This window comes from Geothrix edaphica (assembly GCF_030268045.1).
Lineage (GTDB): Bacteria > Acidobacteriota > Holophagae > Holophagales > Holophagaceae > Geothrix > Geothrix edaphica.
This window is the reverse complement of record NZ_BSDC01000002.1, coordinates 14,957-36,849: the sequence shown is the minus strand read 5'-3', so window position 1 is coordinate 36,849 and position 21,893 is coordinate 14,957. Positions and strand designations below refer to the sequence as shown.

The following is a 21,893-nucleotide window of genomic DNA, read 5'->3' as shown; positions in this document are numbered from 1 at the left end:
CGACACCGGCCCGGGCAAAGCAGAGAAAACAGGGCATGGAACCCACTGTTTCAGTTGGTGCCGGCGGTGAATGGCATCAAAGCGGGGGCAGCGATCAGGCGCGATTGACGACCAATCAGGGCCTGAGCCTTTCAGACAACCAGAACTCCCTGAGAGCCAACTCCCGCGGTCCCACCCTGCTGGAGGACTTCATCATCCGGGAAAAAATCACCCATTTTGACCACGAACGAATCCCCGAACGGATCGTCCACGCGCGTGGCACTGGCGCACATGGTTATTTCGAGCTGACCAAATCGTTGGGGAAATACACATCAGCGAAGGTGCTGACCGAAGTGGGCGTGCAAACGCCGGTCTTCACGCGCATTTCCACGGTGGCAGGCGGATCTGGCTCAGCTGATACGCCGAGAGATGTTCGCGGCTTTGCTGTCAAATTTTATACGAAAGAAGGGAACTGGGACTTGGTCGGCAATAACGTTCCAGTGTTCTTCATTCAGGACGCGATTAAATTCCCCGACCTGGTACATGCAATCAAGATGGAACCGGACCGTGCTTTTCCGCAGGCCGCAACGGCGCATGACACCTTCTGGGACTATATTTCCCTGACACCAGAGTCCATGCACATGGTGATGTGGATCATGTCCGATCGCACCTTGCCACGGTCGCTACGAATGATCGAAGGTTTCGGTGTCCATTCGTTCCGCTTGCTCAATGCTGCAGGCGACTCGACCTTCGTAAAATTTCACTGGCGGCCCAAGCTTGGTTTGCAAGCGACGACCTGGAACGAAACGGTCAAACTCGCGGGTGCCGATCCCGATTTCCATCGGCGGGACATGTTCGAAGCGATCAGCTCCGGGGCATTTCCGGAATGGGAATTGGCAGTCCAACTGTTCTCCGAAGAAGACGCAGATGCCTTTCCGTTTGATCACCTCGACGCGACCAAACTGATACCGGAAGAACTGGTACCCTTGCAGGTCATAGGCCGCATGGTGCTCAACCGCTGGCCGAACAATTTTTTCGCCGAGACTGAGCAAGTGGCCTTTTGCCCGTCACACATTGTGCCCGGCATGGATTTCACCAACGACCCGCTCCTGCAGGGGCGGCTGTTTTCGTATTTGGACACGCAATTGTCCCGGCTAGGTTCGCCGAATTTCCACCAGCTACCAATCAACGCGCCGAAATGCCCTTTCGCCAACCACCAGCGCGACGCCCACATGCAAATGGCGCAACCCACTGGTCGGGTGTCCTACGAACCGAATACGCTGGCGGCAGACTCTCCGCGCGAACATCCAGTCGACGGATTTCACAGTGCGGTGTCGGAGGAGACCGGTGCCAAGGGCCGGATTCGGCCTGAGCGTTTCGCCGACCATTACAGCCAGGCCCGGCAGTTCTATCGCAGCCAGACTTCCTGCGAACAGACCCATCTTGCCTCTGCCTTGGTGTTTGAACTGTCGAAGGTCGAGCATCCACATATCCGCGAAGCGATGGTGGGCCACCTGCGCCATATCGAAGAGGACCTCGCGCAACGCGTCGCCTCGGGACTCGGAATGACCGAACTGCCGCCGGCACCGGCTTCGGCCGTGGCCGTTCAGGATCTCGCCCCATCCCCGGCACTGCAACTCATCGGCAAGATGAAAGATACGCTCGAAGGACGCACGATCGGGCTGTTGGTGGCGGATGGATCGGACGCTGGAAGTATCGAGGCTATCGCCAAGGCTGTCCTTGCAGCAGGCGCCAACGTGAAGCGGGTCGCACTGAACATCGGCGACGTGAAACTGTCGGATGGCTCCCACCTGAAAATCGATGGACAGCTGGCCGGCATGCCATCGGTCCTGTTTGATGCGGTCGCAGTCATCCTCTCCAAGGCAGCTGCCGTGATGCTTAGTGAAGAATCTGACGCTATGGATTTCGTGCGCGACGCCTTTGGTCATCTAAAAGCGATTGGTGTCGACAAGGGCGGAGAGTTCCTGCTGAATAAGGCAGGCATTAAACATGATGCTGGCGTGATGGCCATCGGCGCCCTGGAGCGCTTCATCGCCGCGGCAAAGACTCGTCAATGGGACCGGGAAGCGAGCGTCCGGACACTCGCCTGATTTTCTCAACGGTGCGGTCAGTCCCAGAGCAAGGCTTACCTGGGACGATCCACGTCATTCATCGCCATGGGGAGTTGTGGGCGGTGGGTGGCTCAAATGGCGCCTTGCCGCTAAGCGGGGCTAGTGGGTGGGGCAGGGCCTACCTTGGCGGGAACTTGGCCAGAATGTCGCGCACGGCCCGGGGCACGACTTCGTCGGCATCCTCGGGGTTCTCCAAGCCTGTGAGGGCGCCGGCGGCGGCGCCCTGCCAGATCATCTGATTGGTCTTGAAGTCCACGATCTCGATGACGATGGTGCCTTCCTGGTAGCTGTGCACCTGGCTCATGCTGGTGCCGACACCTCCGTAGAAGGGCCGGTAGCCCCAACCCCAGCCCCAGCCCATATGGGTGGTGGTGCGGTATCGCCGCTCATGGACGATGGGGTAGTAGGTCACGAGGAAGTCGGGATCCGCCTTGGTCTCCATCGCAAAGCCCTTGGCCTGGAGCTCCTTCTCCACGGCCGCGCGCACCCGCTTGTCCATGAGGCTGGTGGTGCCGCCGGTGCCCTTCTTGGAGGTGTAGTAGTCGAAGGTCTTGTATCGGGCGAACGAGGCGGTCACATCGTAGTCGTAGTTCACGCTGTAGCCCGTGCAGGCACCCAGGGCGAGGAGCGAGAGCAGGGCGGCGGGCAGAGCAAGGCGGCGCATGGGACCTCCGGTTCACCATTATGGACGCCCGGATGCGGGGGAGGTTGAGCCTCGCCACTGGTCTACGGTGGTCTGAGGAATACCTCGAAGCCCATCGCCCCCGGGCCATGGTCTGTTGCAGACTGTCAATTCCATCGTTTTTAGGGGGGATTTGACCGATCCTGATGGGGATGGTTCTCGATCCCACCCTCGACCCGGGCGCCTCCAGCCCCTTGTATCTGCAGCTGCAGCGGCGGCTGCGGGGACTGATCCAGGAGGGCGAGTGGCGGCCGGGTTCCCGCCTGCCGGCGGTGCCGGAGCTGGCCCAGCGCTGGGGCGTCCACCGCCTGACGGTGCTGAAGGCCCTGGCGGGTCTGAAGCGGACCGGCTGGATCCAGACGGTGCAGGGCCGGGGCAGCTTCGTGGCGCCCCGCCTGCCGGAGGCCCCGGGTCTGCGGGCCAGCAGCGAGTTCCCCTTCGAGGGTTCGCCCCTGCTGGTCCATGACGGCGAGCTGGGCTCCTGGCTGGGCGAGACCCTGGAGCGGGTGCAGGACCGCCACCTGGTGAGCTTCTCCGCGGGCTTCATCCCCTCGGACCTGCTGCCGGGCGAGCAGCTGCGCCGCATCACGACCCAGGTGCTCAAGGAGATGGGCTCGGAGGTCTGGGTCTACGCAGCCCCGGCCGGCCATCCCCCCTACCTGGAGGCCGTGGCCCGCTGGCTGGCTTCCGAGGGCGAGCCCATCGACGCGGGCTGGGGCATCCGCTCCCTGCCCGGCGCCCAGTCCGGCCTGGCGTTGGCCCTGGAATCCTTCACCGTGCCCGGCGACCGCGTGCTGGTGGAAAGCCCCTGCTACGTGGGCATCCTGGCCCTCATCCGCGCCCTGGGCCGGGAGGCCGTGCCCGTGCCTGTGGACCGCCAGGGGCTGGATCCCGAGCGGCTGGCCTCGGCCCTCCAGCGCAGCGAGGCCAAGCTGCTCTTCACCGTGCCCAGCTTCCACAATCCCACGGGCATGACCCAGTCCAAGGCCCGGCGGGAGCGCGTGCTGGCCGTGGCCCGGACCCACGGCGTGATCGTGGTGACGGACTCCGCCTACGGCGACCTGCGGTTCTCCGGCAACTCCCTGCCGCCCTTCCGGCGCCTGGAGGGGTCCGACAACGTCATCCACCTGGGGAGCTTCTCCAAGTCGCTGGCGGCGGGCCTGCGTCTGGGCTACCTCATCGCGAAGGACGACCTGCTGCGGCGCATGGCGCCCATCCAGGAGGTACAGACCATCGGCCAGCCCCCCCTCCTGCAGGCGGTGGTGGCCCGCTTCCTTGATACCGGCGGCTTCCGGCGCCACCTGGCCCGGCTCCGCCGCGCGCTCAAGGAGCGCCGCGACGCGATGGTGGAGGCTCTGGCCGAGCACTTCCCCCCGGGCACCCAGGTGTCCGAGCCCAAGGGCGGCATGCACCTCTGGGTGGTGATGCCTGAGGATTTCTCCGCCCTGGACCTGCACCGCGACGCGCTGCAGCACGGCATCGGCTTCGCGCCGGGCCCCCTCTTCTTCGCCGACGGGCGCGGTACCAACTGCCTCCGCCTGAACTTTTCCACGCACGACCCCGCGACCACCCGGGACGCCATCGCGCGGCTCGGGCACCTGGTCCGCCGGGCCTGATCGTCCATCTTCAAGGAGCGCCTGTGAATCCCGTGACGTCCACTTCCACCCTCGAGATCTGCCCCTCGGACCATGCCGCCAGCCCCGAGGAGCGCGCGAAGCGCATGACCAATCCCCGGTTCGGGCAGGTGTTCACCGACCACATGGTGGTGATCCCCTACAAGGAAGGGCAGGGCTGGGGCAGGGGCGTGCTGAAGGCCTACGGTCCCATCGAGATGTCCCCGGCCTCCTCCGTGTTGCACTACGGCCAGGCCATCTTCGAGGGGTTCAAGGCCTACAAGCAGAAAGACGGCAGCATCGCCTCCTTCCGCCCCGAGGCCAATGCCCAGCGCCTCAACAAGTCGGCAGCCCGCCTCGCCATGCCCGAGCTGCCCGAGGCCCGCTTCCTCGAGGCCACCAGGGCCCTGATCACGCAGGACCAGGCCTGGGTGCCCGGCGCCGTGGGCGAGAGCCTCTACATGCGCCCGCTCATGATCGGCACCGAGCCCGCGCTGGGCGTCCACGCCAGCAGCGAGTACCTCTTCATCCTCATGGCCAGCCCCAGCGGCGCCTACTTCTCCGGCGGCGTGAAGCCTGTGACCGTGTGGATCTCCGATGACTACGTCCGGGCCGCCCCCGGCGGCACCGGGTTCGCGAAGTGCGCCGGCAACTACGCCGCCAGCCTCGTGGCCCAGCGCCAGGCCAAGGGCGAGGGCTGCGACCAGGTGGTGTGGCTCGACGCCATCCACCGCGAGTACATCGAGGAGATGGGCGGCATGAACATCTTCTTCGTCTACCAGGAGAAGGGCGAGACCGTGGTCGTCACGCCCGAGCTCACCGGCACCCTGCTGCCCGGCATCACCCGCGACAGCCTGCTGCAGCTGGCCCGCGAGCTGGGCTTCCGGTCGGAGGAGCGCAAGATCAGCGTGGCGGAGTGGAAGGCCGCCGTCGCCGAGGGCCGCATGACCGAGGCCTTCGCCTGCGGGACCGCCGCGGTCATCACGCCCGTGGGCCACGTGAAGTCCCGCCAGGGCGAGTGGCTCGTGAACAACGGCGAGACCGGCCCTGTGGCCGCCAAGCTGCGCGAGGCCCTCCTCAACCTCCAGCACGGCCTCGCGCCTGATTCCCATGGCTGGATGAAGACCATCGTCGGATAATCCGAGCCGGCATTCCGGAGGGGGCCATGCCCACCGTCCGTCACGGGAGACCCGCCTGGGGAGGCCACCTCTCCGCGGGTCTCCTGGCCGTTCTGGCCTGGGGCTGCACCGCCCCGCACCCCCTGGCCTATACCTCCGCCGTGCCGGAACCCGCCCGCCGGGGGACCACCACGGTGGAGGTTGTGTCCGTCGCGCCGGAGGCGGGAACGCAGGCCCGGCTGGACGGCGAGGTCGGCAAGGGCCACGCCACCGGCAAGGGTGCGGCCACCGGCGCGGCCACCGGGGCCGCCGCAGGTTTGATGGTCTCCCTGCAGACGGGCCCCTTCTTCGTGATCCTCGCGCCCATCCTCGTCCCGGCGGGGACCCTGATGGGCGGGGCAGGGGGCGCGGTGGTCGGCTACGCCCAGGGCATCCCTGAGAAGGAGGCCCAGGCGGTGAAGGCCCTCCTCGCCCGCGATCCAGCGGATCTCTCCGCCGAGCTGGCCCGCAAGGTGGCCCGGCGGCTGCCCTCGGCCGGGAAGGCCCCGGCCCCTCCGGGCTCCACGCCGGGCCTGCGCCTGGAGGTGTCCGCCCTCTCCTGGGGCCTGTACGGCGGGGCCGGATCTTATCCCGTGGCGGACTTCGAACTGACGACCTCCTACCGCGTGCTGGATCCGCAGGGGACCGCGCTGCTGTTCCGGACCTTCACCGTGGGCGGTCCCCGCCGCCCCTTCCAGGAGTGGAGTGCGGAAGAGGGGAGGCGGTTGCGGGAGGCGCTGGAGGCCACCCTGGATGCGGCTGCCGAAGCCGTCGCCGACTCGGCCTTCCTGGTCCAGGACTTCCACCTCTCGATGTCGACCACCCCTTCGACCTGCGGGCTGCGGCCCCGCAAGCCCGGACAGGTGTCCCTCGCCGCCTCCCCGCTCCACGGCGCCACGCCGAAGGTGGAGAGCCTCAGCCCCACCCTCCAGTGGGAGGCTTTTCCCCGCCGGGAGGATCTCGACCATGATTCCGGACGCCTGTTCGCGCGCATCTCCGAGGTCCGGTACGACCTCCGGATCTGGAAGTCGGTCGGGGGTGGCCCGGGTGAGTTGGTGTACGAGCGGCTGGGATTCAGGCTGGACCCGCAGAGCGATCCGGCGACGCCTGGCGAGGACCCCCAGCCGCCCTCCGCAGCCTTCGTGGAGCACCGCTTGGACTGCGTCCTGGCGCCGGCCACCGAGTACCTGTGGTCCGTGCGGGCCCGCTTCCGCCTCGACGGAGAGGAGCGGGCCTCCCGCTGGTCCATGAACCAGGCCCCTGACAGCCGGACGCAGCCGGCCTTCCGGCGCTGGCTTCCCTACCGCCTGCCTCCCGCCCGCGGACTGTGCGTCTACGATGGCATTCCGCCCCTCCGCCACCATCGGTTCTGCACGCCTTGAGCCCCGGTTTTATTCTTGACCTCGAGGTTGCGTGAAGATTCCGGCCCAGGGGCGTAGCCTGGGGGCTTCTTTCAAGGAGGAACTCATGCTGTTGATCCGTTCCATGGCGCTGGGCCTCGTCGCGAGCGCCGTGGCCCTCACCGCCGCACCGACCAAGGTCGGCGCCGCGGCCTGCAAGATGTGTCACAAGGTTCAGTTCGAGTCCTGGAACGCCTCGGCGCACGCCAAGACGAAGCCCGTGCTGGATTGCGAGGCCTGCCACGGTCCCGGCAGCGAGTACAAGGCCGTCAAGGTCATGAAGGATCCCGCCGCCGCGAAGAAGGCGGGCCTCATCATGCCGGACAAGGCCCAGTGCGCCACCTGCCACGGCAAGCACATGGTGTCCCCCATGACCGACGCCATGTTCGCCAAGGTCCACGCCCACAAGAAGAAATAGTCAGGGCATTCCTGCCGGCGATTCAGTGATTTCGAATCCCGCTCCCGCGTACCTGAATGAAGGCGCCCCGCGATGCGGGGCGCTGATGTGGCGGAGGGAGCGAGATTCGAACTCGCGGTGAGCTCACACCCACGACGGTTTTCAAGACCGTTGCCTTAAACCGCTCGGCCATCCCTCCATGCCTCCATCTTGAAGGCTGGGCGCGGCTTCCGGCAAGAAGCCTTGTGCGAGGCGGCCGCCAACGGTAATCTGGGGGGCCTTGGAGAGATGCCGGAGTGGCCGATCGGGCTCGCCTGCTAAGCGAGTGTATTGGGTAAACCAGTACCGGGGGTTCGAATCCCCCTCTCTCCGCCACTGAAGCCGCCGAAAGGCGGCTTCTTCGTAGCGGAGAGGGGGATTCGAAGTCACAGAAATGCTGGCAGGCTGACTCGGGCCTCCGGCCCGTCCTATCCTCCCTGCACTTCGTTGCGATCAGATGGTGACCCCGCCGCTGGCGATCAAGACCGTACCAGCATTTCGTGCGGCCGGAGCGTCATGCGTCGCGTGGCGCGGAGGGAATCCCCCTGACCGGTCGACCTGGTCATTCATCGAAGCCTGGCAGAGAGGGGAGCTCGTCCTCGCGGAGTCGCAAGCACCTGATCACCCCCGGTGGTCCCATCCCTCCGCCGCCCGGAAGCTGTGGTAGCGCTCATGGCCGAGGATGAGGTGGTCGGCCAGGGGCACGCCGAGGGACTCGCCGGCGGCCTGGAGACGCCGCGTGAGCTGGATGTCCTCGCGGCTGGGGGCGGGGTCGCCGCTGGGGTGGTTGTGGAAGGCCAGGGCGGTGCTGGCGCCGTAGCGCAGAGCCTCGCGGAAGAACTCGCGGGGGCTGATGAGCGTGGCCGTGGCCGTGCCCTGGCTGAGGATGCGCTCGGCCAGCAGGTCGCCCTTGGCATTGAGGGCCAGCAGGCCGAAGCGCTCTTCCGTCCAGCCCTGGCACCGGGGCAGCAGGTAGCTGCCGGCGGCGCGGGGGCTGGTGATGCGGGGCCGGTCCGAACCGCGCTGGGCGCGCCGGGTCAGTTCGAGGGCGGCCCAGAGCTGGCCGGCCTTGGCGGGGCCGAGGCCCGGCTGGTCCAGCCAGTCGGTCAGCCCCAAGGCCAGGAGACCCGCCAGGCCGCCAGTGCGCCCGAGAACGCCCTGGGCCAGCTCCACGGCGCTGTGCCCGCGGAGCCCCGTGCCCCAGAGCAGGGCCAGGAGGTCGGCATCGGAGAGGGTCTCGCCGTGGCCCGCCAGCAGGCGTTCCCGGGGGCGCTGATCGGGGGAAAGGTCCAGAATGCGCATGATCATGCTCCTAGCTGGCAGGGGGACGGACGAGGATGCAGTTCCCTGTGTTCGAAGGAGAGGTCTGAGCCGCTTTGGCGGCGAAGAAGATGCGCATCAGACCCTCGTCCACTTCTGGCGGTCCCGGTGCCAGCGGAGCACCTGGAGCTTCCCCTGGCCGGACAGCCGCATGCACAGGGCTTCCCGGCCGTCATTCAGGAACCAGGTGCTGGCCAGGGCCGTGTGGCGGGGCGTGACGGTGAGGATGGGGTGGGCCTCGCCGGTGCGGGTCGCCACCGTGGGCGTGTCCATGCCCGGAGGCAGGGGAATGTGGGCGGGCTTGCCCCACTTCACCCGGCGGCTGAGCTGCACCCGCAGGTGCTCCCCCTCTCCGCTGGCCTGGCCCAGGGCCACGGTGACGTTGGTGCCCCGGGCCCAGGCGAGGCTGAAGGCCTGCTCCAGGCTGCCGCGGATCTCCTGGTGGGCCATCGAGAGGTCGAGGCTGCCCGAGTCCCACTGGGCCAGACACACCATGGTCACGGCGGCGGCCACGGCCATGGAGACGGTGAGGTCCAGCAGGGAGGCTCCCAGCTGGGAGGCGCGGCGGCTCTGGAGCATGGCCGCCCCCTACTTCGCCGCGGCCGCGGGGCGCGGCGCGGGGGAGAGGGCCAGGTAGGGCTTGAGCTTGGCGTAGGACTTCTCGCCGATGCCCTTGACGTTCATCAGCTCCTCCGGCCGCTGGAAGCCGCCGTGCTGCTTGCGGAAGGACACGATGCGCTCGGCGGTCTTCTGGCCGATGCGGGGCAGCTGCATCAGCTCGGTCACCGAGGCCGTGTTGAGGTTCACGGCCCGCTGGGGGGCCCGGGGGGCGCGGCCGGCCGCGGCGGAGAGGGGAAGGGCCAGGGCGAGCGCCAAGGCGAGGGTGGTGAAGGGGTTGGACATGGTTGCCTCCTTTCAGGCAGTCATGTCCAATCGAGGGTTGTGCCAGTTTGCAAGTCGCGTATTTTCAGCCGAATAAATTTTTATACGAAGAAATTTTGTTAGCTAAATATTACAAAATTGATTAAATATTTATCAAATAGAATTATTTCTAGTTTTATTTCTTGTAGCAAAATTTTGAAGAAATTTTGCTACAAGACACGGTCTGAATTGAAGGAAAACCACCCCGACTTCCTGTCGTCACCGCTATCCTGGGAGGGTCCGAGGAGCGCTGCAGGACCCGGCAGATCGGCTGTGCGGGATCTCAGGCTCGGACCCATCCTTTCTGGAACGGCGCTCGCCTCAACCCTGAACCGGGGCGCTGGGGTGGGCCGACCACCTTCTCGACCTGGCCCTCTGTGGAGGTCCCCATGACCGTCGCCACCTCTGATTTCATCGTCGCTGATCTCGGCCTCGCCGCCTGGGGCCGCAGGGAGATCGCCATCGCCGAGGGCGAGATGCCAGCCCTCATGGCCATCCGGCAGCAGTACGCCGCCACGCAGCCCCTCAAGGGCGCGCGCATCGCGGGCTCGCTGCACATGACCATCCAGACCGCCGTGCTCATCGAGACGCTGAAGGCGCTGGGCGCCGAGGTGCGCTGGGCCAGCTGCAACATCTTCAGCACGCAGGACCACGCCGCCGCCGCCATCGCCGCGGACGGCACGCCGGTCTTCGCCATCAAGGGCGAGACCCTGCCGGACTACTGGGACTACACGCACCGCATCTTCGATTTCGACGGCGGCGCCAACATGATCCTCGATGACGGCGGCGACGCCACGCTGCTGCTGCACCTGGGCGCTCGCGCCGAGCAGGACATCCACGTCCTTGATCATCCCGACAGCGAGGAGGCCACCGTGCTCTTCGCGGCCATCCGCAAGCGCCTGGCCGAGAAGCCGGGCTGGTACTCGGCCCAGCTGGCCAAGATCCAGGGCGTGACGGAAGAGACCACCACCGGAGTGCACCGCCTCTATGAGATGGCCAAGAAGGGCGAGCTGAAGTTCCCCGCCATCAACGTCAACGACAGCGTCACCAAGAGCAAGTTCGACAACCTCTACGGCTGCCGCGAGTCCCTGGTGGATGCCATCAAGCGCGCCACCGACGTGATGGTCGCCGGCAAGATCGCCGTCGTCTGCGGCTACGGCGATGTGGGCAAGGGCAGCGCCCAGGCCCTGCGTGCGCTGAGCGCCCAGGTGTGGGTCACGGAGGTCGATCCCATCTGCGCCCTGCAGGCGGCCATGGAGGGCTACCGCGTGGTGACCATGGACGAGGCCTGCGGGCAGGCCGACATCTTCGTCACCTGCACGGGCAACTTCCACGTGATCACCCACGACCACATGAAGCGCATGAAGCACAACGCCATCGTGTGCAACATCGGCCACTTCGACAGCGAGATCGATGTCGCCAGCCTGGAGCAGTACCCCTGGGAGGAGATCAAGCCCCAGGTGGACCACATCATCTTCCCCGATGGCCGGCGCATCATCCTCCTGGCCAAGGGGCGCCTGGTGAACCTGGGCTGCGGCACGGGCCACCCCAGCTATGTGATGAGCAGCAGCTTCGCCAACCAGACCCTGGCCCAGATCGAGCTGTGGACGAAGCAGAAGGACTACCCGGTCGGCGTCTACACCCTCCCCAAGCACCTCGACGAGCAGGTGGCGCGGCTCCAGCTGCAGACGCTCAACGCGAAGCTCACGACCCTGCGCCCCGACCAGGCCAAGTACATCGGCGTGCCGGTGGATGGGCCGTACAAAGCCGATCACTACCGCTACTGAAACGCGGCGCGTTTCAGAGAGAAGGGCGCCTTTTGGCGCCCTTCTTCATTCTGGGACTGGATTACGTCAACTCGGCATGTCGCTGGGCAGGGGGGCGACGCTGGCGGGCACCTCGATGGCCTTCATCACGGCGTGCCGGGTGACGGCCTCGCAGTCCAGCTGGGGTGTCTGCGTGAAGTGGGCGGCGCTGAGGTCGGAGCGGATCTTGGCCAGCACCTTGGCGCGGGTGAGGTGGTTGCCGCTGGCCATGGCCTCGCGGCAGAAGTGCCAGGTGAAGGCGCCGTGCCAGTCGCCCTGCATGAAGGCGTCCGCGGCGGTCTGACTGTCCTTGCAGGCGGTCCACAGGATGTGGTGAGACAGGCCCTTCTCCAGGAGCTTGATGTGGGCCGGCCGGGCGCGGCGGTACTCGATGTCGCGGAAGGCCTCGAGCGAAGGCGGCGGCAGGTAGCGGGGCTTGCGGTCCATGAGCAGGTCCGCGGCGCGAAGGCCCGCGCCGCTGTGGGACGTGTCGAGCAGGATCTCCAGGATCACGCTTGGGGGCAGCTGCACGAACAGGTCGTGGAGTTCGTCGTCCACGATGAGGTGGTCGCGGTCCCACTGGGGGCCGCTCTTGGCCAGGTCATGGGGGCAGAAGGCCTCGTCGGCCCGGTCGAACTCGTCGAGGTTCAGGTCCGGCACTTGTGTGCCATGGCCCGCGAAGGTGAAGACCAGGTGGTTGTACCGGCCGGCCAGGGCGCCCTCCACCATGCGACGCAGCTCGCGCATGATGTTGGCCTTGGTGGCGGCCTGGTCCGTCAACTGGATGATGTCGGAATCCTCGAAGCCCAGCAGGTCCTTCAGCAGGGCGGCCATGTCGCGGGCGTCGTTGACGCACCCGTGCAGGCTGGCTGAAGGGAAGTTCTGGTACTGGTTGATCCCGACGCAAAGCGCAGTGCGATGCAACATGGGAGCCTCCTGGGGCTTTGCCGGGGGAACGTGGGGACGGGCACGGAGCGCCCGCCCCCGGAAGGGCAGCAGATCTCGGCAGGATCGGAGGAGGACTGCGGCAGACGGCGCACATCCCGGAGGACTCCACTTCCCACGATAGGCCGGGGCCTGCCCGGTTCAAGCAACCACCCGTTTTTCCGTAAGATGGAGGGAGCTAGTTGAGGCGGAGTCCCATGAGCGACGAGAAGAAAGAACCCTGGCTGAGCCTGCTGGCCCTGACGACGGTGATCCTGGCGGTCTGCGCCACGCTGGCCACCTTCAAGGGCGGCGGCCACTCCACGCGGGCGGTGCTGAGCCAGAGCCAGGCCTCGGATCAGTGGGCCTACTACCAGGCCAAGGGCATCAAGGGAAACCTCTATGAGGTCGAGGCCATGCGCCTGCGCCGGGAACTGGAGCTGGCCCCGAAGGCCGCCGCGCCCACCCTGGAGAAGAGCCTCGCCGACGTCGAGAAGAAGGTCGCCAAGTACGACGGCGAGAAGGCCGAGATCCAGAAGGAGGCCCGCCGCTTCGAGGAGGCCAAGGCCGATGCCCAGAAGCATGGCGCCGCCTTCGGCCTGGCCGTGATCTTCCTCCAGATCGGCATCCTGCTCTCCTCCATCGCCGCCCTGCTGAAGCAGAAGCCCGTCTACCTCCTGGGCCTCGTGGTGGGCGTGGTGGGCATCGTCTACTTCATCAACGGCTTCTACCTGTTCCTGGCGGTCTGATGTGGGCCCTCACGGTCGCGGCCGTCATCGAGCGGAACGGCCGCTTCCTTTTCGTCGAGGAGACGGACGGCTCGCCTGAGCGTGTCCTCAACCAGCCTGCGGGGCACGTGGAACCCGGCGAAGGCCTCCTGGATGCCGTTCGGCGCGAGGTGCGGGAGGAGACCGGGCTGGCCTTCACGCCCGAGGCGGTGGTGGGCATCTACCAGCTGCGGGCCCGCAACGGGAGGGACTACTGCCGCATCTGCTTCCGGGGCTCCGTGCCCGAAGGCGCGGAGGCCGTTCCCGAGGACCCGCAGATCCTGGGCTGTCGCTGGCTCAGCCGCGAGGAGCTGGCGGCCGCGCCCCTGCGCTCGGGCCTCGTGCTGCGCTGCGTGGACGACGCCCGGGCCGGCGCCGCCCACCCCCTGGCGCTCGTGGAGGGCGTGCGGCAGGAGCGGTAGCCTACTTCTTGCGGAACCACGCCGCCGCGATGAGCGAGGTGAACAGCCCCGTGATCCAGGTGCCCAGGGCCCCGGCGAAGGCGCTACCCAGGGGCTTCTGCATGGGGGCCTGGGCCTTCACCACGGCCTCGATCTGCTCGGGGCTGAGGCCCTGCTTCGCCATCTGGAGACGCCCCAGGGCCTCCAGCTCCGCGAAGTAGCTGGGGAACACCACCATGGTGAAGAGCAGGCTGGCCGCGAAGATGATGATGGACGCGATGAACGAGGCTCCCATGCCGTTCTGCACCTGGCGCAGGTAGCCGGCGGTGGGGGCGGTCCTCCAGAGCATCAGCACCAGGACGACGATCTGCAGGGGGATCACCAGCCAGAAGAGGAAGAGCAGGCTGGGGTGGCGGTACCAGCCCGTGAAGCCCATGACGAAGGTCCAGAGGGCCACCAGGACGCCCAGCAGGGCCCCGGCCTGGAGGGGCAGCAGCAGGGTCTCTTCCGAGGCGGTGGGGTGGGTCAGGGCAGGGTCGTTCATCGGTGCTCCAGCAGTTCGGCCACGGACATGCCCCCGGCGCTGGCCGGATCGCCCGTGAGGGCCCGGCGCAGGTAGCCCACCTGGCCCAGGTGGAAGGCCAGGTGCGTGGCCAGGTGCATCAGGAAGATCCCCGTGAGAGGCCGGTGGGGCCCCACGGGCGCGGGGAAGGTGGCCGCTTCGGCCTCTTCCGTCAGGGCAGCCAGCCCCGCCTCCACGGCGGCGAGCGTGGCCTCCAGCTCCGCGATCACGGAGGCGCGACTGCCCTCCCGCTGGGCGAACTCCCGCTCCCGCTGGCGCACGTAGCCCGTGGCGCCCAGCACGGCGCCCACGAAGTGCTGGAGGTTGCCCGCCAGGTGCAGGGCCAGGTTCCCGGCGCTGTTGGCGATGCCCGGCACCGTGCGCCACAGGCTGGCGTCATCGGGGAAGAGGTCCACCTCGCGGATGAGGCAGCGCAGGTCGCGGCGGAACAGCAGGAGGAGGTCGGCGGCGAGAGGCGTCATGGCGACCATCCTAAACCCATTGCTCCTGTGGGATTCTGGGGGCATGGATCTCCAAGCCCTCCTCGACGACCTGGCCATGGAATCGGCCCCCTGCGCGGCGCAGGGGAAGGTGGCGGACTACATCCCGGCCCTGGCGGCGGTGGATCCCGCGCGTTTCGGCCTCGCCCTGGCCACCATGGACGGGCAGCTCGTGGGCAGCGGCGACTGGCGGACGCCCTTCTCCATCCAGAGCGTGTCCAAGGCCTTCTCCCTGGCCCTGGTGCTGGCCCGCGATGGCGAGGCCCTGTGGCGGCGCGTGGGCCGCGAACCCTCGGGCAACCCCTTCAACTCTCTCGTGCAGCTGGAGTACGAGAAGGGCATTCCGCGCAACCCCTTCATCAACGCCGGCGCTCTCGTGCTCATCGACCGGCTGCTCACGCTGACTGGCGACTCCCTGGGCACCCTGCGGGACTTCCTGCGCGCCGAAAGCGGCAACCCGGCCGTGGACGTGGATCCCGAGGTGGCCGCGTCGGAAGCCTCCCACGGCCACCGCAACGCGGCCCTGGCCCACTTCATGGCCAGCTGCGGCAACCTCGAGAACCCGGTGGACCGGGTGCTGGACCACTACTTCCGCCAGTGCAGCCTCAGCATGAGCTGCGCGGATCTGGCCAGGGCGGGCCTCTTCCTGGCCAACCACGGCCTGCGGGCCGACGGCTCGCGCCTGCTCTCCCGCAGCGAGTCCAAGCGCATCAACTCGATCATGCTCACCTGCGGCACCTACGACGCCGCCGGCGACTTCGCCTATCGCGTGGGCCTGCCCGGCAAGAGCGGCGTGGGCGGCGGCATCCTGGCCGTGCTGCCCGAGCGCGGCGTCCTCTGCGTCTGGAGCCCCGCCCTCGACCCCCACGGCAACAGCATCGCCGGCGTCGAGGCCCTGGACCGCTTCACGACCCGGACCGGGTGGTCGGTGTTCTGAGCTTCAACCCCGTCTGTCCTGTTTCCGCAGCAGCCACGCGGCCCAGGCCGTGAACGCCGCCACGGCGCCGAGGATGAGCGCCAGGCGCAGCCAGGGCTCGCCGAAGGCCAGGCGCGTACGGACGCCTCCCGCCAGGGTCCACAGCCATACCACCGTGCCCAGCGCGAGGGCCCAGCGCGCCGTGGCCTGCGCCCATGGCCGCGGCACGAAGAGCGGCGCCAGCAGGGCGAGGCAGAGCAGCATCAGGGCCAGCTGCCCGAAGCGGAGGAAGTGCGCCCCCAGCATGAGCAGGGCGAGCAGGGCGGGCAGGCGGCGAAGGACGAACACGGGGACTCCGGTGACGGAGTAATCATACCTGTCAGTCCGAAACATCGGATCACAACCCGGAGCGCCGCTTCCGCCAGGCTTCCCGCGCCGCCGCATCAAGGAAGGTCCAGGCCAGGAACCGGCTCTGCTTCTGGCCCTGGGCCATGGGCACCGTGTGGACCTCCACGGCCCCGGCCTGGCGGAGGGCCCGCTGCAGGGCGGGCAGGTTCCTGGAGCTGGAGATCAGCGTGGTGAACCAGAGCACCTGGCCTGGCATCCGGGCGCTCTCTTCGATCAGGCGCCGGGCGAAGCCCGCCTCGCCGCCCTCGCACCAGAGCTCCGCCCCCTGGCCGCCGAAGTTCAGGACCGGTGTCGCGCCCTGGCCGCGGCCCAGGTTGCGCCACTTCCGCTGGGTGCCCTCCCGGGCCTCGCGGAGCGATCCGTGGAAGGGGGGATTGCAGAGGGTCAGGTCGAAGGTCTCTCCCGGCCCCACCACGCCCGCGAGGATGGCCTTCGGGTCGGCCTGCTTCCGCAGGGCGACGGCCGCCTCCAGCCCCGGGTTCGCGGCCAGGGTGCGGGCCGCCGAGGCCAGGGCGGCGCCATCGATGTCCGTGCCCACGAAGGACCAGCCGTATTCCCGGTGGCCCAGCAGGGGGTAGATGGCGCTGGCGCCGGTGCCGATATCCAGCACGCGCACGGCGGGGCCCCGGGGGATGGGCCCGTCCTCCGCCAGCAGGTCCGCCAGGTGGTGCAGGTAGTCCGCCCGGCCGGGAATGGGCGGGCACAGGTAGCCCGGAGGGAGGTCCCAGCCCCGGATGCCGTAGGCCTCCGCCAGCAGGGCGCGGTTCAGGGCCTTCACCGCCGCGGGGTCCGCGAAGTCGATGGTGGACCCGCCGTGGGGGGCGCGCCGCAGGAAGGGCCCGAGCTCGGGGCTGGCCGCGATCAGCCCGGGGAAGGCGTAGCCCCCGGCGTGCCGGTTGCGCGGGTGCAGGCCGGGCTTGGCGGACCGGGGCTCCTTCGGGCCTGGGGCTGGGCGCGGGCGCATGTCAGCGGCCCCCATCCGCATCCGTGTCCGCAGGCGTTCCCACGGCCAGCCGGGTGCTCAGGAACCAGAAGGCGGCGGCGAGCAGGACCGTCAGCCAGGCCACGGTGAAGGCCAGCTGGCGCCCCTGCCAGAGCCCCTCGAACCAGCGCTGGAACTCCGTGCCCACCACGTTGGCCTTGCCCCCGACGACCTCCAACTGCCGCAGGTACCGCTTGGTGTTCTCGGGCTCGTAGCCCAGGGGGGTGGCCGCCGGTGGCTTGGCGGTGACGTAGAGGAGCGTGGCCGCGCCGAGGCCCGCGGCCAGGAGGCCGGCCGTGATGCGGCGGAGGCGTGCCCTCCGGGCGGCCGGGGAGGCCCCGAGCAGGCTGTCGGGCCCGGGCTCCAGCTCCGCCTGCCGGGCGGCGTCGCGGGTATCGAGGAGGCGCTGGAGGCGCGCCAGGTCGTCCGCGGGGATCGCGTGGCCGCGCCGGCGGAGCTCTGCGAGGGCCAGCTCCACCGCCTCGGTCTTGTAGACCAGGGGCTGCTCGAGGTAGCGCCGCAGGTCGGCGTCGGAGAGCGTGGGAATGCGGGCGTGGAACGAATCGGCCATGTCGTAAGCATAGGGCCGGCCGCCCCGGTCAGAACCAGCGCCGTACCCTGCGGCAGTAGGCCTGGTACTCGGCCCCGAACAGGCCCAGCAGGTGCCGCTCCTCCCGGGCGATGACGTGGTAGCGGATCAGGAGGAGGACCGGCACCAGCATGAGCGCGGGCCAGAGGGCATTGGCCAGGAAGGCGAGGCCTGCGTGGAGGAGCGAGAGGCTGAGATAGAGGGGGTTCCGGGTGAACCGGAAGGGCCCCCCAGTGAGGAGCGTCGAGGCGCTGCGGTCGGGCCTCACGGTGGTGTGGGCGCGGTGGAAGGTGCGGAAGGCCCAGAGGGCCAGCGCCGCGGAGCCCAGGGCGAGGAGCCCGCCCAGCCAGCGGGGGAGGGGCTGGCCCTGGGCGGCGAAGGCCAGGGGGGCGATGCGCTGGAGCAGGAAGCCGAGGCCCAGCCCCGCGAGGAACACCAGGGGCGGGGGCAGGCGGACGCCGGGGCCCGCATCCCGGTCAGGCATGGCCGATGCCAAGGCAGGCCTCCACGGTCAGGGTCGGCACGCCGTCCTTGGACTGGGCCCGGAGGGCCTCGATGTACTCCCGTCCTACGGCCGCCGTGCGCTCGGGTCCGAGCTGGCTGAACAGGTAGGCCAGGGGCGGCGCCGAGCGCGTGAAGCCGGCCCAGTAGGCTTCCGGTGCGTCGATGCGCTGGATGGCCGTGGAGGTCACGACCTCCACCCTCCGGAAGCCAGCCGCTTCCATCCGGATCTTCAGCACCTCGGCGCCCGCGAGGCGGGCCCAGACAGGCGGTGCGGAAGGGGGCTGGAACTCTGGGGCCACGCGCTGGATGGCCTGCCTCACCAGGGTCATCAGCGGCAGGCTGGCGGGATCGCGCCAGCAGACGACCGCGGCGCGCCCACCCGCCCGCAGCACCCGCCGCAGCTCGCCCAGCCCGCGCTCCAGGTCGGGGAAGAAGATCAGTCCCAGCACCGAGGCCGCGACATCGAAGGAGGCATCGGGGAGGGCCAGCGCCTGCCCGTCCATGACCTCGGCGGAGATGCCGCCGAGCCCTTCCGCGGCGATGCGTTCCCGCAGCCGGGCCACCATCCCCGGCGCGAAATCCGTGGCGAGGACCTCGGCCCCGGCTCGCGCCGCCTGGAGGCTGAAGGTGCCGGTGCCCGCGGCCACGTCGAGGACGCGGTCGCCCGCCCGGAGGGCCAGCAGCCGGAGGGCATGGGCGGCGTACTGGGCGCTCAGGTTCTCGAAGGCCCGCTCGTAGTCCGAGGCGATGGCCCCCCAGTTTCCGGCAACCTGGTCGGGGCTCAGCTGGGTCATGTGCGAGGCTCCATCCTGGATCCTTCAAATTGAATGGGACAGCGCTCCATTCTGACTGGAATGAGCGTTCCCATGCGTGAAACGACATATTTTAAATGTTTTGAATAAAGCAGATGCGATAACGGAATGGATGTTGCCCCTGAGGGTTTCCTCGGGAGCGAGCCGGGGGATGGCCGACCCGCCTCCGCTCGCTCCGTGAGGCTCAACCATCCTCTGAGGTGATCCATGCATAAACATCCAAGCAAAACGGAGACGCCCGTTCCGATGAAGGGCGGCGTGAAGACACCTCCGACAACGCCGGCCCGGGAGATGGACGTGGACATCCCAGGCCCTGACCAGAAGCCTGACCGGCAGGTGGAGCAGTCGACCGGGAAGCCCTCTCCGAAAAAAGCCGGTTCCATCTGAAGAGAGCCCGCAGCGGCAGGGGCTGGGTGGATCCTGGGTCCGACCACTTGGGGAGGATGGGGCTGCCGCTGGCCCTGCCAACCAGGATCCTCCCCGCTATGATCTTTCGTGCCTGCCCGCAAGGGCCAAGGCTGGTGGGGGTCGCCATGCTGCACACCCGCACGATCAGGGACCTGGACGAGATGTGCACCCTGGCCTTTCCGCCTCCGTACGCGCTCGTGGACGCCCTCGAGGCGGCCGAGGGCCGCAGCGAGGCGTGGTCCGTTCTCATGGCCTTCGAGCAGGGCTCCAGCCATGCCCAGTGGATCGCGGTGTTCCCGGAGGCCGAGGAGGCCCGCTTCTATACCGAGGACGACCAGTGGATCGGCCGCTGGGACCCCCACCGGGAGATCTTCATCCCCGAGGAGGGCTCCCCCCTGGACTTGCGGGGCCGACCGGTGTCCCTGGCCTCCATCGAGGATGAGGAGGAGGAGGAGGACGCCGAGGACGAGGCGCGGAAGCGGGGCTGAGGGGCCGGTCCGGGTGGGGTCACGCCGTCACCACTTCCCAGGGCGCGATGCCGCCCGGGATGACTTGAAAGAGGGGATGGGGGACAGGCTGTCTGATGGCCTCGAACGGCTTGAGCCACTCCGGGTCGCGAACGCGAAGCTTGGTCGTGAGGTGCGTCCACTCATAGTCAAGCTGGCCCTGGGTGACGGACAGCGGAGGAAGGGCCGGGAACGCCCCGATTTTCCGCGCATCGAAGTGGTAGCTGCGGCGAAGCGATTCGGCATGCACCTCCTTCAGGTAGGCCGCGATGTACGACGGCGGCGCCGAGGACTGGAGGAAGCGCGCCAGCTGGGGATGGCTTCTATAGCCCTTGGTCTGGCCGGCCAGGACGGCCTGGGCAAGCAGCCCTTCGCGCCACAGAGCCACGAGGCCCTTGGCATCTAGATACTGGGGATGGATGGACCAGAGACGCATCGGTGATTTCCTGAAGCCTGGCGGATGGCGGTATCCGGGTTGAGCGGAGGGTTGGGCGGCTCATTCCTGGGCGACGACCTGCAGGAGTCCAGAGTTGAACATGGCGGCGGGCGAGATGACCGGCTCATCGAGGGGGATCTGAGCGCCATATCGTTCTCGGAGCTTGGCCTGAACCGCAGGGTCATCGAGCTTGAACTCGCGGAGCCGCTGCTGCTGGCCGACCTCGATGTCGTAGGGCCCGCCTTCAAAGCCGCGGGCGGTCGGGAGCCACCTGCGCGGGAGCATCGGGCCGCTCATGGTTCGCGCCGATAGATGCCCGTGCCGTTGCAGGTCTTGCAATCGACGACAACTTGGAGGCTGCCGTGGCATTTCTTGCATGGAAGGCTGACCGAGCCACTGCCGGCGCACTTGGCACAGGCAGAGGAGAAGGCCTTCTGGGTTCTGCGGCCCTTGCAGCGGGGGCAGGTCGTGCCATCACGGAGCACACCTTTGGCTTCGCAGCGGGAGCACGGCCCGGCCTCTTGCGAATAGGTGCCGCTTCCAGAGCATTTTCGGCAGCTGAGGACCACCAGGCCTTTTCCATCGCAGATATCGCAGCCAACAGAGAGGCGGCCGGTGCCTTCACACCTCAGGCACTGGACGCCGAGGCCCGCGGGGGAAAACCCCTTGGGGGCGCGTTTCGGATGATTCATACCTGAATGGTTCAAGGCCTCTCCCGGCTGAAGGTCCCATGGTGTCGACGCGAGCCTAGCCTCCGTGGCCCATTTCCGTGAAAGCTTTCACCAGCACAAAGGCCGATGCGTGCTCGGACCGGACAAAGGCAATGCTGACCTTCGTGGTTCGACCTGGGAACCGAAAGGTGAAGTTGAAGCTCTCGGGGCCTGACTGGGACGATATGAACGAGTGGAATCGGCCTTCAAAGTCCTTCACGGAAGTGCAGGGCGCGACTTCGCGGAAGAAATGCCTGCCCACCACACTCGAGGAAGCCATCCCGGAAAGGGACTCCTCCGCCTTGTTGTAGCTCAGGACAAACCCATCCGGATCAAGCTCGATGACGCCGAAGGGCATGGCTTCAAGCTGCTCTGCCGAAAGCAGGGGCACGCCGACCAGCGCAGCGCGGCAGGACCGGCAAATGCCATGCGAGTGGGGCACCTGGCCTTGGCCCGTTGTCGTTCCGCACCAGGCGCACAGAACAGGGTAGGTGGTTTCCATTCGAAGCTCCAACAGATGGCCCAGAGCAGACGGGAACCCGACAGACGATTGAAAGAGCCAGGGGAACCGGAAGAAGGAACCTCGACCTTGGGCCTAGCGGCGGATCAGAGCCAAGGCTAGCGCCGGGACGAGCAGAAAGGCAAAGCCGATGAAATAGGCGGTTCGCGCGGCCCTGAAGCTCCGCAGAAGCAGGGCGACCCCAAGGCACCCGAACAGGAGCGCAAAGGCAGCCACCACCAGGCCGGCGTGGCCATCGACGAAACTGGTCGCACCGCTCTTGCCCTTCAGGGTGATGCCCTTTTGCCAGAGGGCGAACCAGGCGAAGGCGGTGAAGAAGCCCGCCAACAACCCTGAGGCGATTCGTTCACCGGTTGGATCTTGTCCATGAGGTTTCATGAGGCCTGACTGGGAGTGACCGGACTCGCCAGTGCTGGGGCGAAGAGCGGTGCCGAGGAAAGGGGAAGTTGGGAGCGCGCGGCGGAACGACATTCGCGATCCGGGTGGAGGGGGCCGTCGGGCCC

Annotated in this window: 26 protein-coding genes, 2 tRNA genes and 1 riboswitch; of the genes, 11 read left to right on the top strand and 17 right to left on the bottom strand. The window is 67.9% G+C overall.

All coding sequences use genetic code 11. The features are described from left to right. The first annotated feature begins 35 nt into the window (after positions 1–35). Complete coding sequence (locus tag QSJ30_RS08015; RefSeq protein ID WP_420798779.1) at positions 36–2,090, top strand: catalase; 2,055 nt, start codon at positions 36–38, stop codon at positions 2,088–2,090. Positions 2,091–2,229: 139 nt separating this feature from the next. Here QSJ30_RS08015 and QSJ30_RS08010 read toward each other — a convergent pair whose 3' ends face one another. After that, positions 2,230–2,775, bottom strand: coding sequence for a DUF4136 domain-containing protein (locus QSJ30_RS08010; protein ID WP_285608152.1), 546 nt, complete (start codon positions 2,773–2,775; stop codon positions 2,230–2,232). Between the two features lie 170 nt (positions 2,776–2,945). Between QSJ30_RS08010 and QSJ30_RS08005 the strand changes: the two genes are divergently transcribed. The 4 genes from QSJ30_RS08005 (at position 2,946) to QSJ30_RS07990 (ending at position 7,381) form a co-directional block, all read left to right on the top strand. Next, positions 2,946–4,409, top strand: a complete 1,464-nt coding sequence (locus QSJ30_RS08005; protein ID WP_285608150.1) for an aminotransferase-like domain-containing protein — start codon at positions 2,946–2,948, stop codon at positions 4,407–4,409. Positions 4,410–4,432: 23 nt separating this feature from the next. Then, complete coding sequence (locus tag QSJ30_RS08000) at positions 4,433–5,545, top strand: branched-chain amino acid aminotransferase (protein WP_420798774.1); 1,113 nt, start codon at positions 4,433–4,435, stop codon at positions 5,543–5,545. A 26-nt stretch (positions 5,546–5,571) separates the two neighbouring features. After that, the gene (locus tag QSJ30_RS07995) at positions 5,572–6,945 is read left to right on the top strand and encodes a hypothetical protein (protein WP_285608147.1); all 1,374 of its coding nucleotides are present in this window, start codon (positions 5,572–5,574) and stop codon (positions 6,943–6,945) included. A gap of 85 nt (positions 6,946–7,030) precedes the next feature. After that, entirely contained in the window at positions 7,031–7,381 is a 351-nt protein-coding gene (locus tag QSJ30_RS07990; protein WP_285608146.1) for a cytochrome c3 family protein, read from the top strand. A gap of 88 nt (positions 7,382–7,469) precedes the next feature. Here the strand turns inward: QSJ30_RS07990 and QSJ30_RS07985 are convergent. Further along, positions 7,470–7,559: transfer RNA gene (locus QSJ30_RS07985), tRNA-Ser, on the bottom strand. Positions 7,560–7,642: 83 nt separating this feature from the next. Between QSJ30_RS07985 and QSJ30_RS07980 the strand changes: the two genes are divergently transcribed. Then, positions 7,643–7,735 (top strand) — tRNA-Ser (locus QSJ30_RS07980). Positions 7,736–8,020: 285 nt separating this feature from the next. On the opposite strand, the gene radC is transcribed toward QSJ30_RS07980, so the two are convergent. From radC to QSJ30_RS07965, 3 genes are all read right to left on the bottom strand, one after another. Next, positions 8,021–8,701: a RadC family protein gene (radC, locus tag QSJ30_RS07975; protein WP_285608144.1), complete on the bottom strand. Its 681-nt coding sequence runs from the start codon at positions 8,699–8,701 to the stop codon at positions 8,021–8,023. Positions 8,702–8,797: 96 nt separating this feature from the next. After that, positions 8,798–9,298: a hypothetical protein gene (locus QSJ30_RS07970; protein ID WP_285608142.1), complete on the bottom strand. Its 501-nt coding sequence runs from the start codon at positions 9,296–9,298 to the stop codon at positions 8,798–8,800. Positions 9,299–9,307: 9 nt separating this feature from the next. Next, entirely contained in the window at positions 9,308–9,622 is a 315-nt protein-coding gene (locus tag QSJ30_RS07965; RefSeq protein WP_285608141.1) for a ComEA family DNA-binding protein, read from the bottom strand. A 254-nt stretch (positions 9,623–9,876) separates the two neighbouring features. Further along, positions 9,877–9,965: riboswitch (S-adenosyl-L-homocysteine riboswitch) on the top strand. 64 nt (positions 9,966–10,029) lie between these two features. On the opposite strand from QSJ30_RS07965, the gene ahcY reads away from it, so the two are divergent. Next, positions 10,030–11,427, top strand: a complete 1,398-nt coding sequence (gene ahcY, locus QSJ30_RS07960; RefSeq protein ID WP_285608139.1) for an adenosylhomocysteinase — start codon at positions 10,030–10,032, stop codon at positions 11,425–11,427. A 66-nt stretch (positions 11,428–11,493) separates the two neighbouring features. On the opposite strand, the gene QSJ30_RS07955 is transcribed toward ahcY, so the two are convergent. Continuing rightward, the gene (locus tag QSJ30_RS07955) at positions 11,494–12,372 is read right to left on the bottom strand and encodes a caspase family protein (protein ID WP_285608137.1); all 879 of its coding nucleotides are present in this window, start codon (positions 12,370–12,372) and stop codon (positions 11,494–11,496) included. A gap of 215 nt (positions 12,373–12,587) precedes the next feature. Here QSJ30_RS07955 and QSJ30_RS07950 point away from each other — a divergent pair, with 215 nt between their 5' ends. Both QSJ30_RS07950 and QSJ30_RS07945 read left to right on the top strand, forming a co-directional pair. Beyond that, positions 12,588–13,118 (top strand): DUF4337 domain-containing protein, encoded by a 531-nt coding sequence (locus QSJ30_RS07950; RefSeq protein WP_285608135.1) that lies wholly within the window; start codon positions 12,588–12,590, stop codon positions 13,116–13,118. Next, on the top strand, positions 13,118–13,558 hold the full coding sequence (locus QSJ30_RS07945) for an NUDIX domain-containing protein (protein WP_285608133.1): 441 nt from the start codon (positions 13,118–13,120) through the stop codon (positions 13,556–13,558). The genes QSJ30_RS07950 and QSJ30_RS07945 overlap by 1 nt, the downstream gene beginning before the upstream one ends. A gap of 1 nt (position 13,559) precedes the next feature. On the opposite strand, the gene QSJ30_RS07940 is transcribed toward QSJ30_RS07945, so the two are convergent. Beyond that, complete coding sequence (locus QSJ30_RS07940; protein ID WP_285608131.1) at positions 13,560–14,081, bottom strand: DUF4199 domain-containing protein; 522 nt, start codon at positions 14,079–14,081, stop codon at positions 13,560–13,562. Then, on the bottom strand, positions 14,078–14,581 hold the full coding sequence (locus QSJ30_RS07935; RefSeq protein ID WP_285608129.1) for a DinB family protein: 504 nt from the start codon (positions 14,579–14,581) through the stop codon (positions 14,078–14,080). The genes QSJ30_RS07940 and QSJ30_RS07935 overlap by 4 nt, the downstream gene beginning before the upstream one ends. A gap of 43 nt (positions 14,582–14,624) precedes the next feature. On the opposite strand from QSJ30_RS07935, the gene QSJ30_RS07930 reads away from it, so the two are divergent. Then, complete coding sequence (locus tag QSJ30_RS07930; RefSeq protein ID WP_285608126.1) at positions 14,625–15,536, top strand: glutaminase; 912 nt, start codon at positions 14,625–14,627, stop codon at positions 15,534–15,536. Between the two features lie 3 nt (positions 15,537–15,539). On the opposite strand, the gene QSJ30_RS07925 is transcribed toward QSJ30_RS07930, so the two are convergent. Genes QSJ30_RS07925 through QSJ30_RS07905 form a run of 5 tightly spaced genes read right to left on the bottom strand, consistent with a single transcriptional unit; the run spans position 15,540 to position 18,792 of the window. Continuing rightward, complete coding sequence (locus QSJ30_RS07925) at positions 15,540–15,863, bottom strand: hypothetical protein (protein ID WP_285608124.1); 324 nt, start codon at positions 15,861–15,863, stop codon at positions 15,540–15,542. A 49-nt stretch (positions 15,864–15,912) separates the two neighbouring features. Further along, positions 15,913–16,887, bottom strand: a complete 975-nt coding sequence (gene rlmF / locus QSJ30_RS07920; RefSeq protein ID WP_285608122.1) for a 23S rRNA (adenine(1618)-N(6))-methyltransferase RlmF — start codon at positions 16,885–16,887, stop codon at positions 15,913–15,915. 1 nt (position 16,888) lies between these two features. Continuing rightward, entirely contained in the window at positions 16,889–17,476 is a 588-nt protein-coding gene (locus QSJ30_RS07915; protein WP_285608120.1) for a hypothetical protein, read from the bottom strand. 28 nt (positions 17,477–17,504) lie between these two features. Then, positions 17,505–17,978: a methyltransferase family protein gene (locus QSJ30_RS07910; RefSeq protein ID WP_285608118.1), complete on the bottom strand. Its 474-nt coding sequence runs from the start codon at positions 17,976–17,978 to the stop codon at positions 17,505–17,507. Next, positions 17,971–18,792, bottom strand: a complete 822-nt coding sequence (locus QSJ30_RS07905; RefSeq protein WP_285608116.1) for a class I SAM-dependent methyltransferase — start codon at positions 18,790–18,792, stop codon at positions 17,971–17,973. The genes QSJ30_RS07910 and QSJ30_RS07905 overlap by 8 nt, the downstream gene beginning before the upstream one ends. A 551-nt stretch (positions 18,793–19,343) precedes the next feature. On the opposite strand from QSJ30_RS07905, the gene QSJ30_RS07900 reads away from it, so the two are divergent. Next, positions 19,344–19,706, top strand: a complete 363-nt coding sequence (locus tag QSJ30_RS07900; protein WP_285608115.1) for a hypothetical protein — start codon at positions 19,344–19,346, stop codon at positions 19,704–19,706. Between the two features lie 19 nt (positions 19,707–19,725). On the opposite strand, the gene QSJ30_RS07895 is transcribed toward QSJ30_RS07900, so the two are convergent. From QSJ30_RS07895 to QSJ30_RS07880, 4 genes are all read right to left on the bottom strand, one after another. Continuing rightward, positions 19,726–20,160, bottom strand: coding sequence for a pyrimidine dimer DNA glycosylase/endonuclease V (locus QSJ30_RS07895; RefSeq protein WP_285608113.1), 435 nt, complete (start codon positions 20,158–20,160; stop codon positions 19,726–19,728). A 60-nt stretch (positions 20,161–20,220) separates the two neighbouring features. After that, positions 20,221–20,445 carry a C40 family peptidase gene (locus tag QSJ30_RS07890; protein WP_285608111.1) on the bottom strand — a complete coding sequence of 75 codons (225 nt, stop codon included), beginning with the start codon at positions 20,443–20,445 and terminating at the stop codon, positions 20,221–20,223. A 462-nt stretch (positions 20,446–20,907) separates the two neighbouring features. After that, on the bottom strand, positions 20,908–21,372 hold the full coding sequence (locus tag QSJ30_RS07885) for a PAS domain-containing protein (protein WP_285608109.1): 465 nt from the start codon (positions 21,370–21,372) through the stop codon (positions 20,908–20,910). Positions 21,373–21,465: 93 nt separating this feature from the next. After that, on the bottom strand, positions 21,466–21,861 hold the full coding sequence (locus QSJ30_RS07880) for a hypothetical protein (protein ID WP_285608107.1): 396 nt from the start codon (positions 21,859–21,861) through the stop codon (positions 21,466–21,468). Positions 21,862–21,893 lie beyond the last annotated feature (32 nt).

What these genes read in the sequence shown, in the direction of transcription:
- QSJ30_RS08015 (WP_420798779.1), top strand. Translation starts at nt 36, where the DNA reads ATGGAACCCACTGTTTCAGTTGGTGCCGGCGGTGAATGGCATCAAAGC.
- QSJ30_RS08010 (WP_285608152.1), bottom strand. Translation starts at nt 2,775, where the DNA reads ATGCGCCGCCTTGCTCTGCCCGCCGCCCTGCTCTCGCTCCTCGCCCTG.
- QSJ30_RS08005 (WP_285608150.1), top strand. Translation starts at nt 2,946, where the DNA reads ATGGTTCTCGATCCCACCCTCGACCCGGGCGCCTCCAGCCCCTTGTAT.
- QSJ30_RS07995 (WP_285608147.1), top strand. Translation starts at nt 5,572, where the DNA reads ATGCCCACCGTCCGTCACGGGAGACCCGCCTGGGGAGGCCACCTCTCC.
- QSJ30_RS07990 (WP_285608146.1), top strand. Translation starts at nt 7,031, where the DNA reads ATGCTGTTGATCCGTTCCATGGCGCTGGGCCTCGTCGCGAGCGCCGTG.
- radC (WP_285608144.1), bottom strand. Translation starts at nt 8,701, where the DNA reads ATGCGCATTCTGGACCTTTCCCCCGATCAGCGCCCCCGGGAACGCCTG.
- QSJ30_RS07970 (WP_285608142.1), bottom strand. Translation starts at nt 9,298, where the DNA reads ATGCTCCAGAGCCGCCGCGCCTCCCAGCTGGGAGCCTCCCTGCTGGAC.
- QSJ30_RS07965 (WP_285608141.1), bottom strand. Translation starts at nt 9,622, where the DNA reads ATGTCCAACCCCTTCACCACCCTCGCCTTGGCGCTCGCCCTGGCCCTT.
- ahcY (WP_285608139.1), top strand. Translation starts at nt 10,030, where the DNA reads ATGACCGTCGCCACCTCTGATTTCATCGTCGCTGATCTCGGCCTCGCC.
- QSJ30_RS07955 (WP_285608137.1), bottom strand. Translation starts at nt 12,372, where the DNA reads ATGTTGCATCGCACTGCGCTTTGCGTCGGGATCAACCAGTACCAGAAC.
- QSJ30_RS07950 (WP_285608135.1), top strand. Translation starts at nt 12,588, where the DNA reads ATGAGCGACGAGAAGAAAGAACCCTGGCTGAGCCTGCTGGCCCTGACG.
- QSJ30_RS07945 (WP_285608133.1), top strand. Translation starts at nt 13,118, where the DNA reads ATGTGGGCCCTCACGGTCGCGGCCGTCATCGAGCGGAACGGCCGCTTC.
- QSJ30_RS07940 (WP_285608131.1), bottom strand. Translation starts at nt 14,081, where the DNA reads ATGAACGACCCTGCCCTGACCCACCCCACCGCCTCGGAAGAGACCCTG.
- QSJ30_RS07935 (WP_285608129.1), bottom strand. Translation starts at nt 14,581, where the DNA reads ATGACGCCTCTCGCCGCCGACCTCCTCCTGCTGTTCCGCCGCGACCTG.
- QSJ30_RS07930 (WP_285608126.1), top strand. Translation starts at nt 14,625, where the DNA reads ATGGATCTCCAAGCCCTCCTCGACGACCTGGCCATGGAATCGGCCCCC.
- rlmF (WP_285608122.1), bottom strand. Translation starts at nt 16,887, where the DNA reads ATGCGCCCGCGCCCAGCCCCAGGCCCGAAGGAGCCCCGGTCCGCCAAG.
- QSJ30_RS07915 (WP_285608120.1), bottom strand. Translation starts at nt 17,476, where the DNA reads ATGGCCGATTCGTTCCACGCCCGCATTCCCACGCTCTCCGACGCCGAC.
- QSJ30_RS07910 (WP_285608118.1), bottom strand. Translation starts at nt 17,978, where the DNA reads ATGCCTGACCGGGATGCGGGCCCCGGCGTCCGCCTGCCCCCGCCCCTG.
- QSJ30_RS07905 (WP_285608116.1), bottom strand. Translation starts at nt 18,792, where the DNA reads ATGACCCAGCTGAGCCCCGACCAGGTTGCCGGAAACTGGGGGGCCATC.
- QSJ30_RS07900 (WP_285608115.1), top strand. Translation starts at nt 19,344, where the DNA reads ATGCTGCACACCCGCACGATCAGGGACCTGGACGAGATGTGCACCCTG.
- QSJ30_RS07895 (WP_285608113.1), bottom strand. Translation starts at nt 20,160, where the DNA reads ATGCGTCTCTGGTCCATCCATCCCCAGTATCTAGATGCCAAGGGCCTC.
- QSJ30_RS07890 (WP_285608111.1), bottom strand. Translation starts at nt 20,445, where the DNA reads ATGCTCCCGCGCAGGTGGCTCCCGACCGCCCGCGGCTTTGAAGGCGGG.
- QSJ30_RS07885 (WP_285608109.1), bottom strand. Translation starts at nt 21,372, where the DNA reads ATGGAAACCACCTACCCTGTTCTGTGCGCCTGGTGCGGAACGACAACG.
- QSJ30_RS07880 (WP_285608107.1), bottom strand. Translation starts at nt 21,861, where the DNA reads ATGTCGTTCCGCCGCGCGCTCCCAACTTCCCCTTTCCTCGGCACCGCT.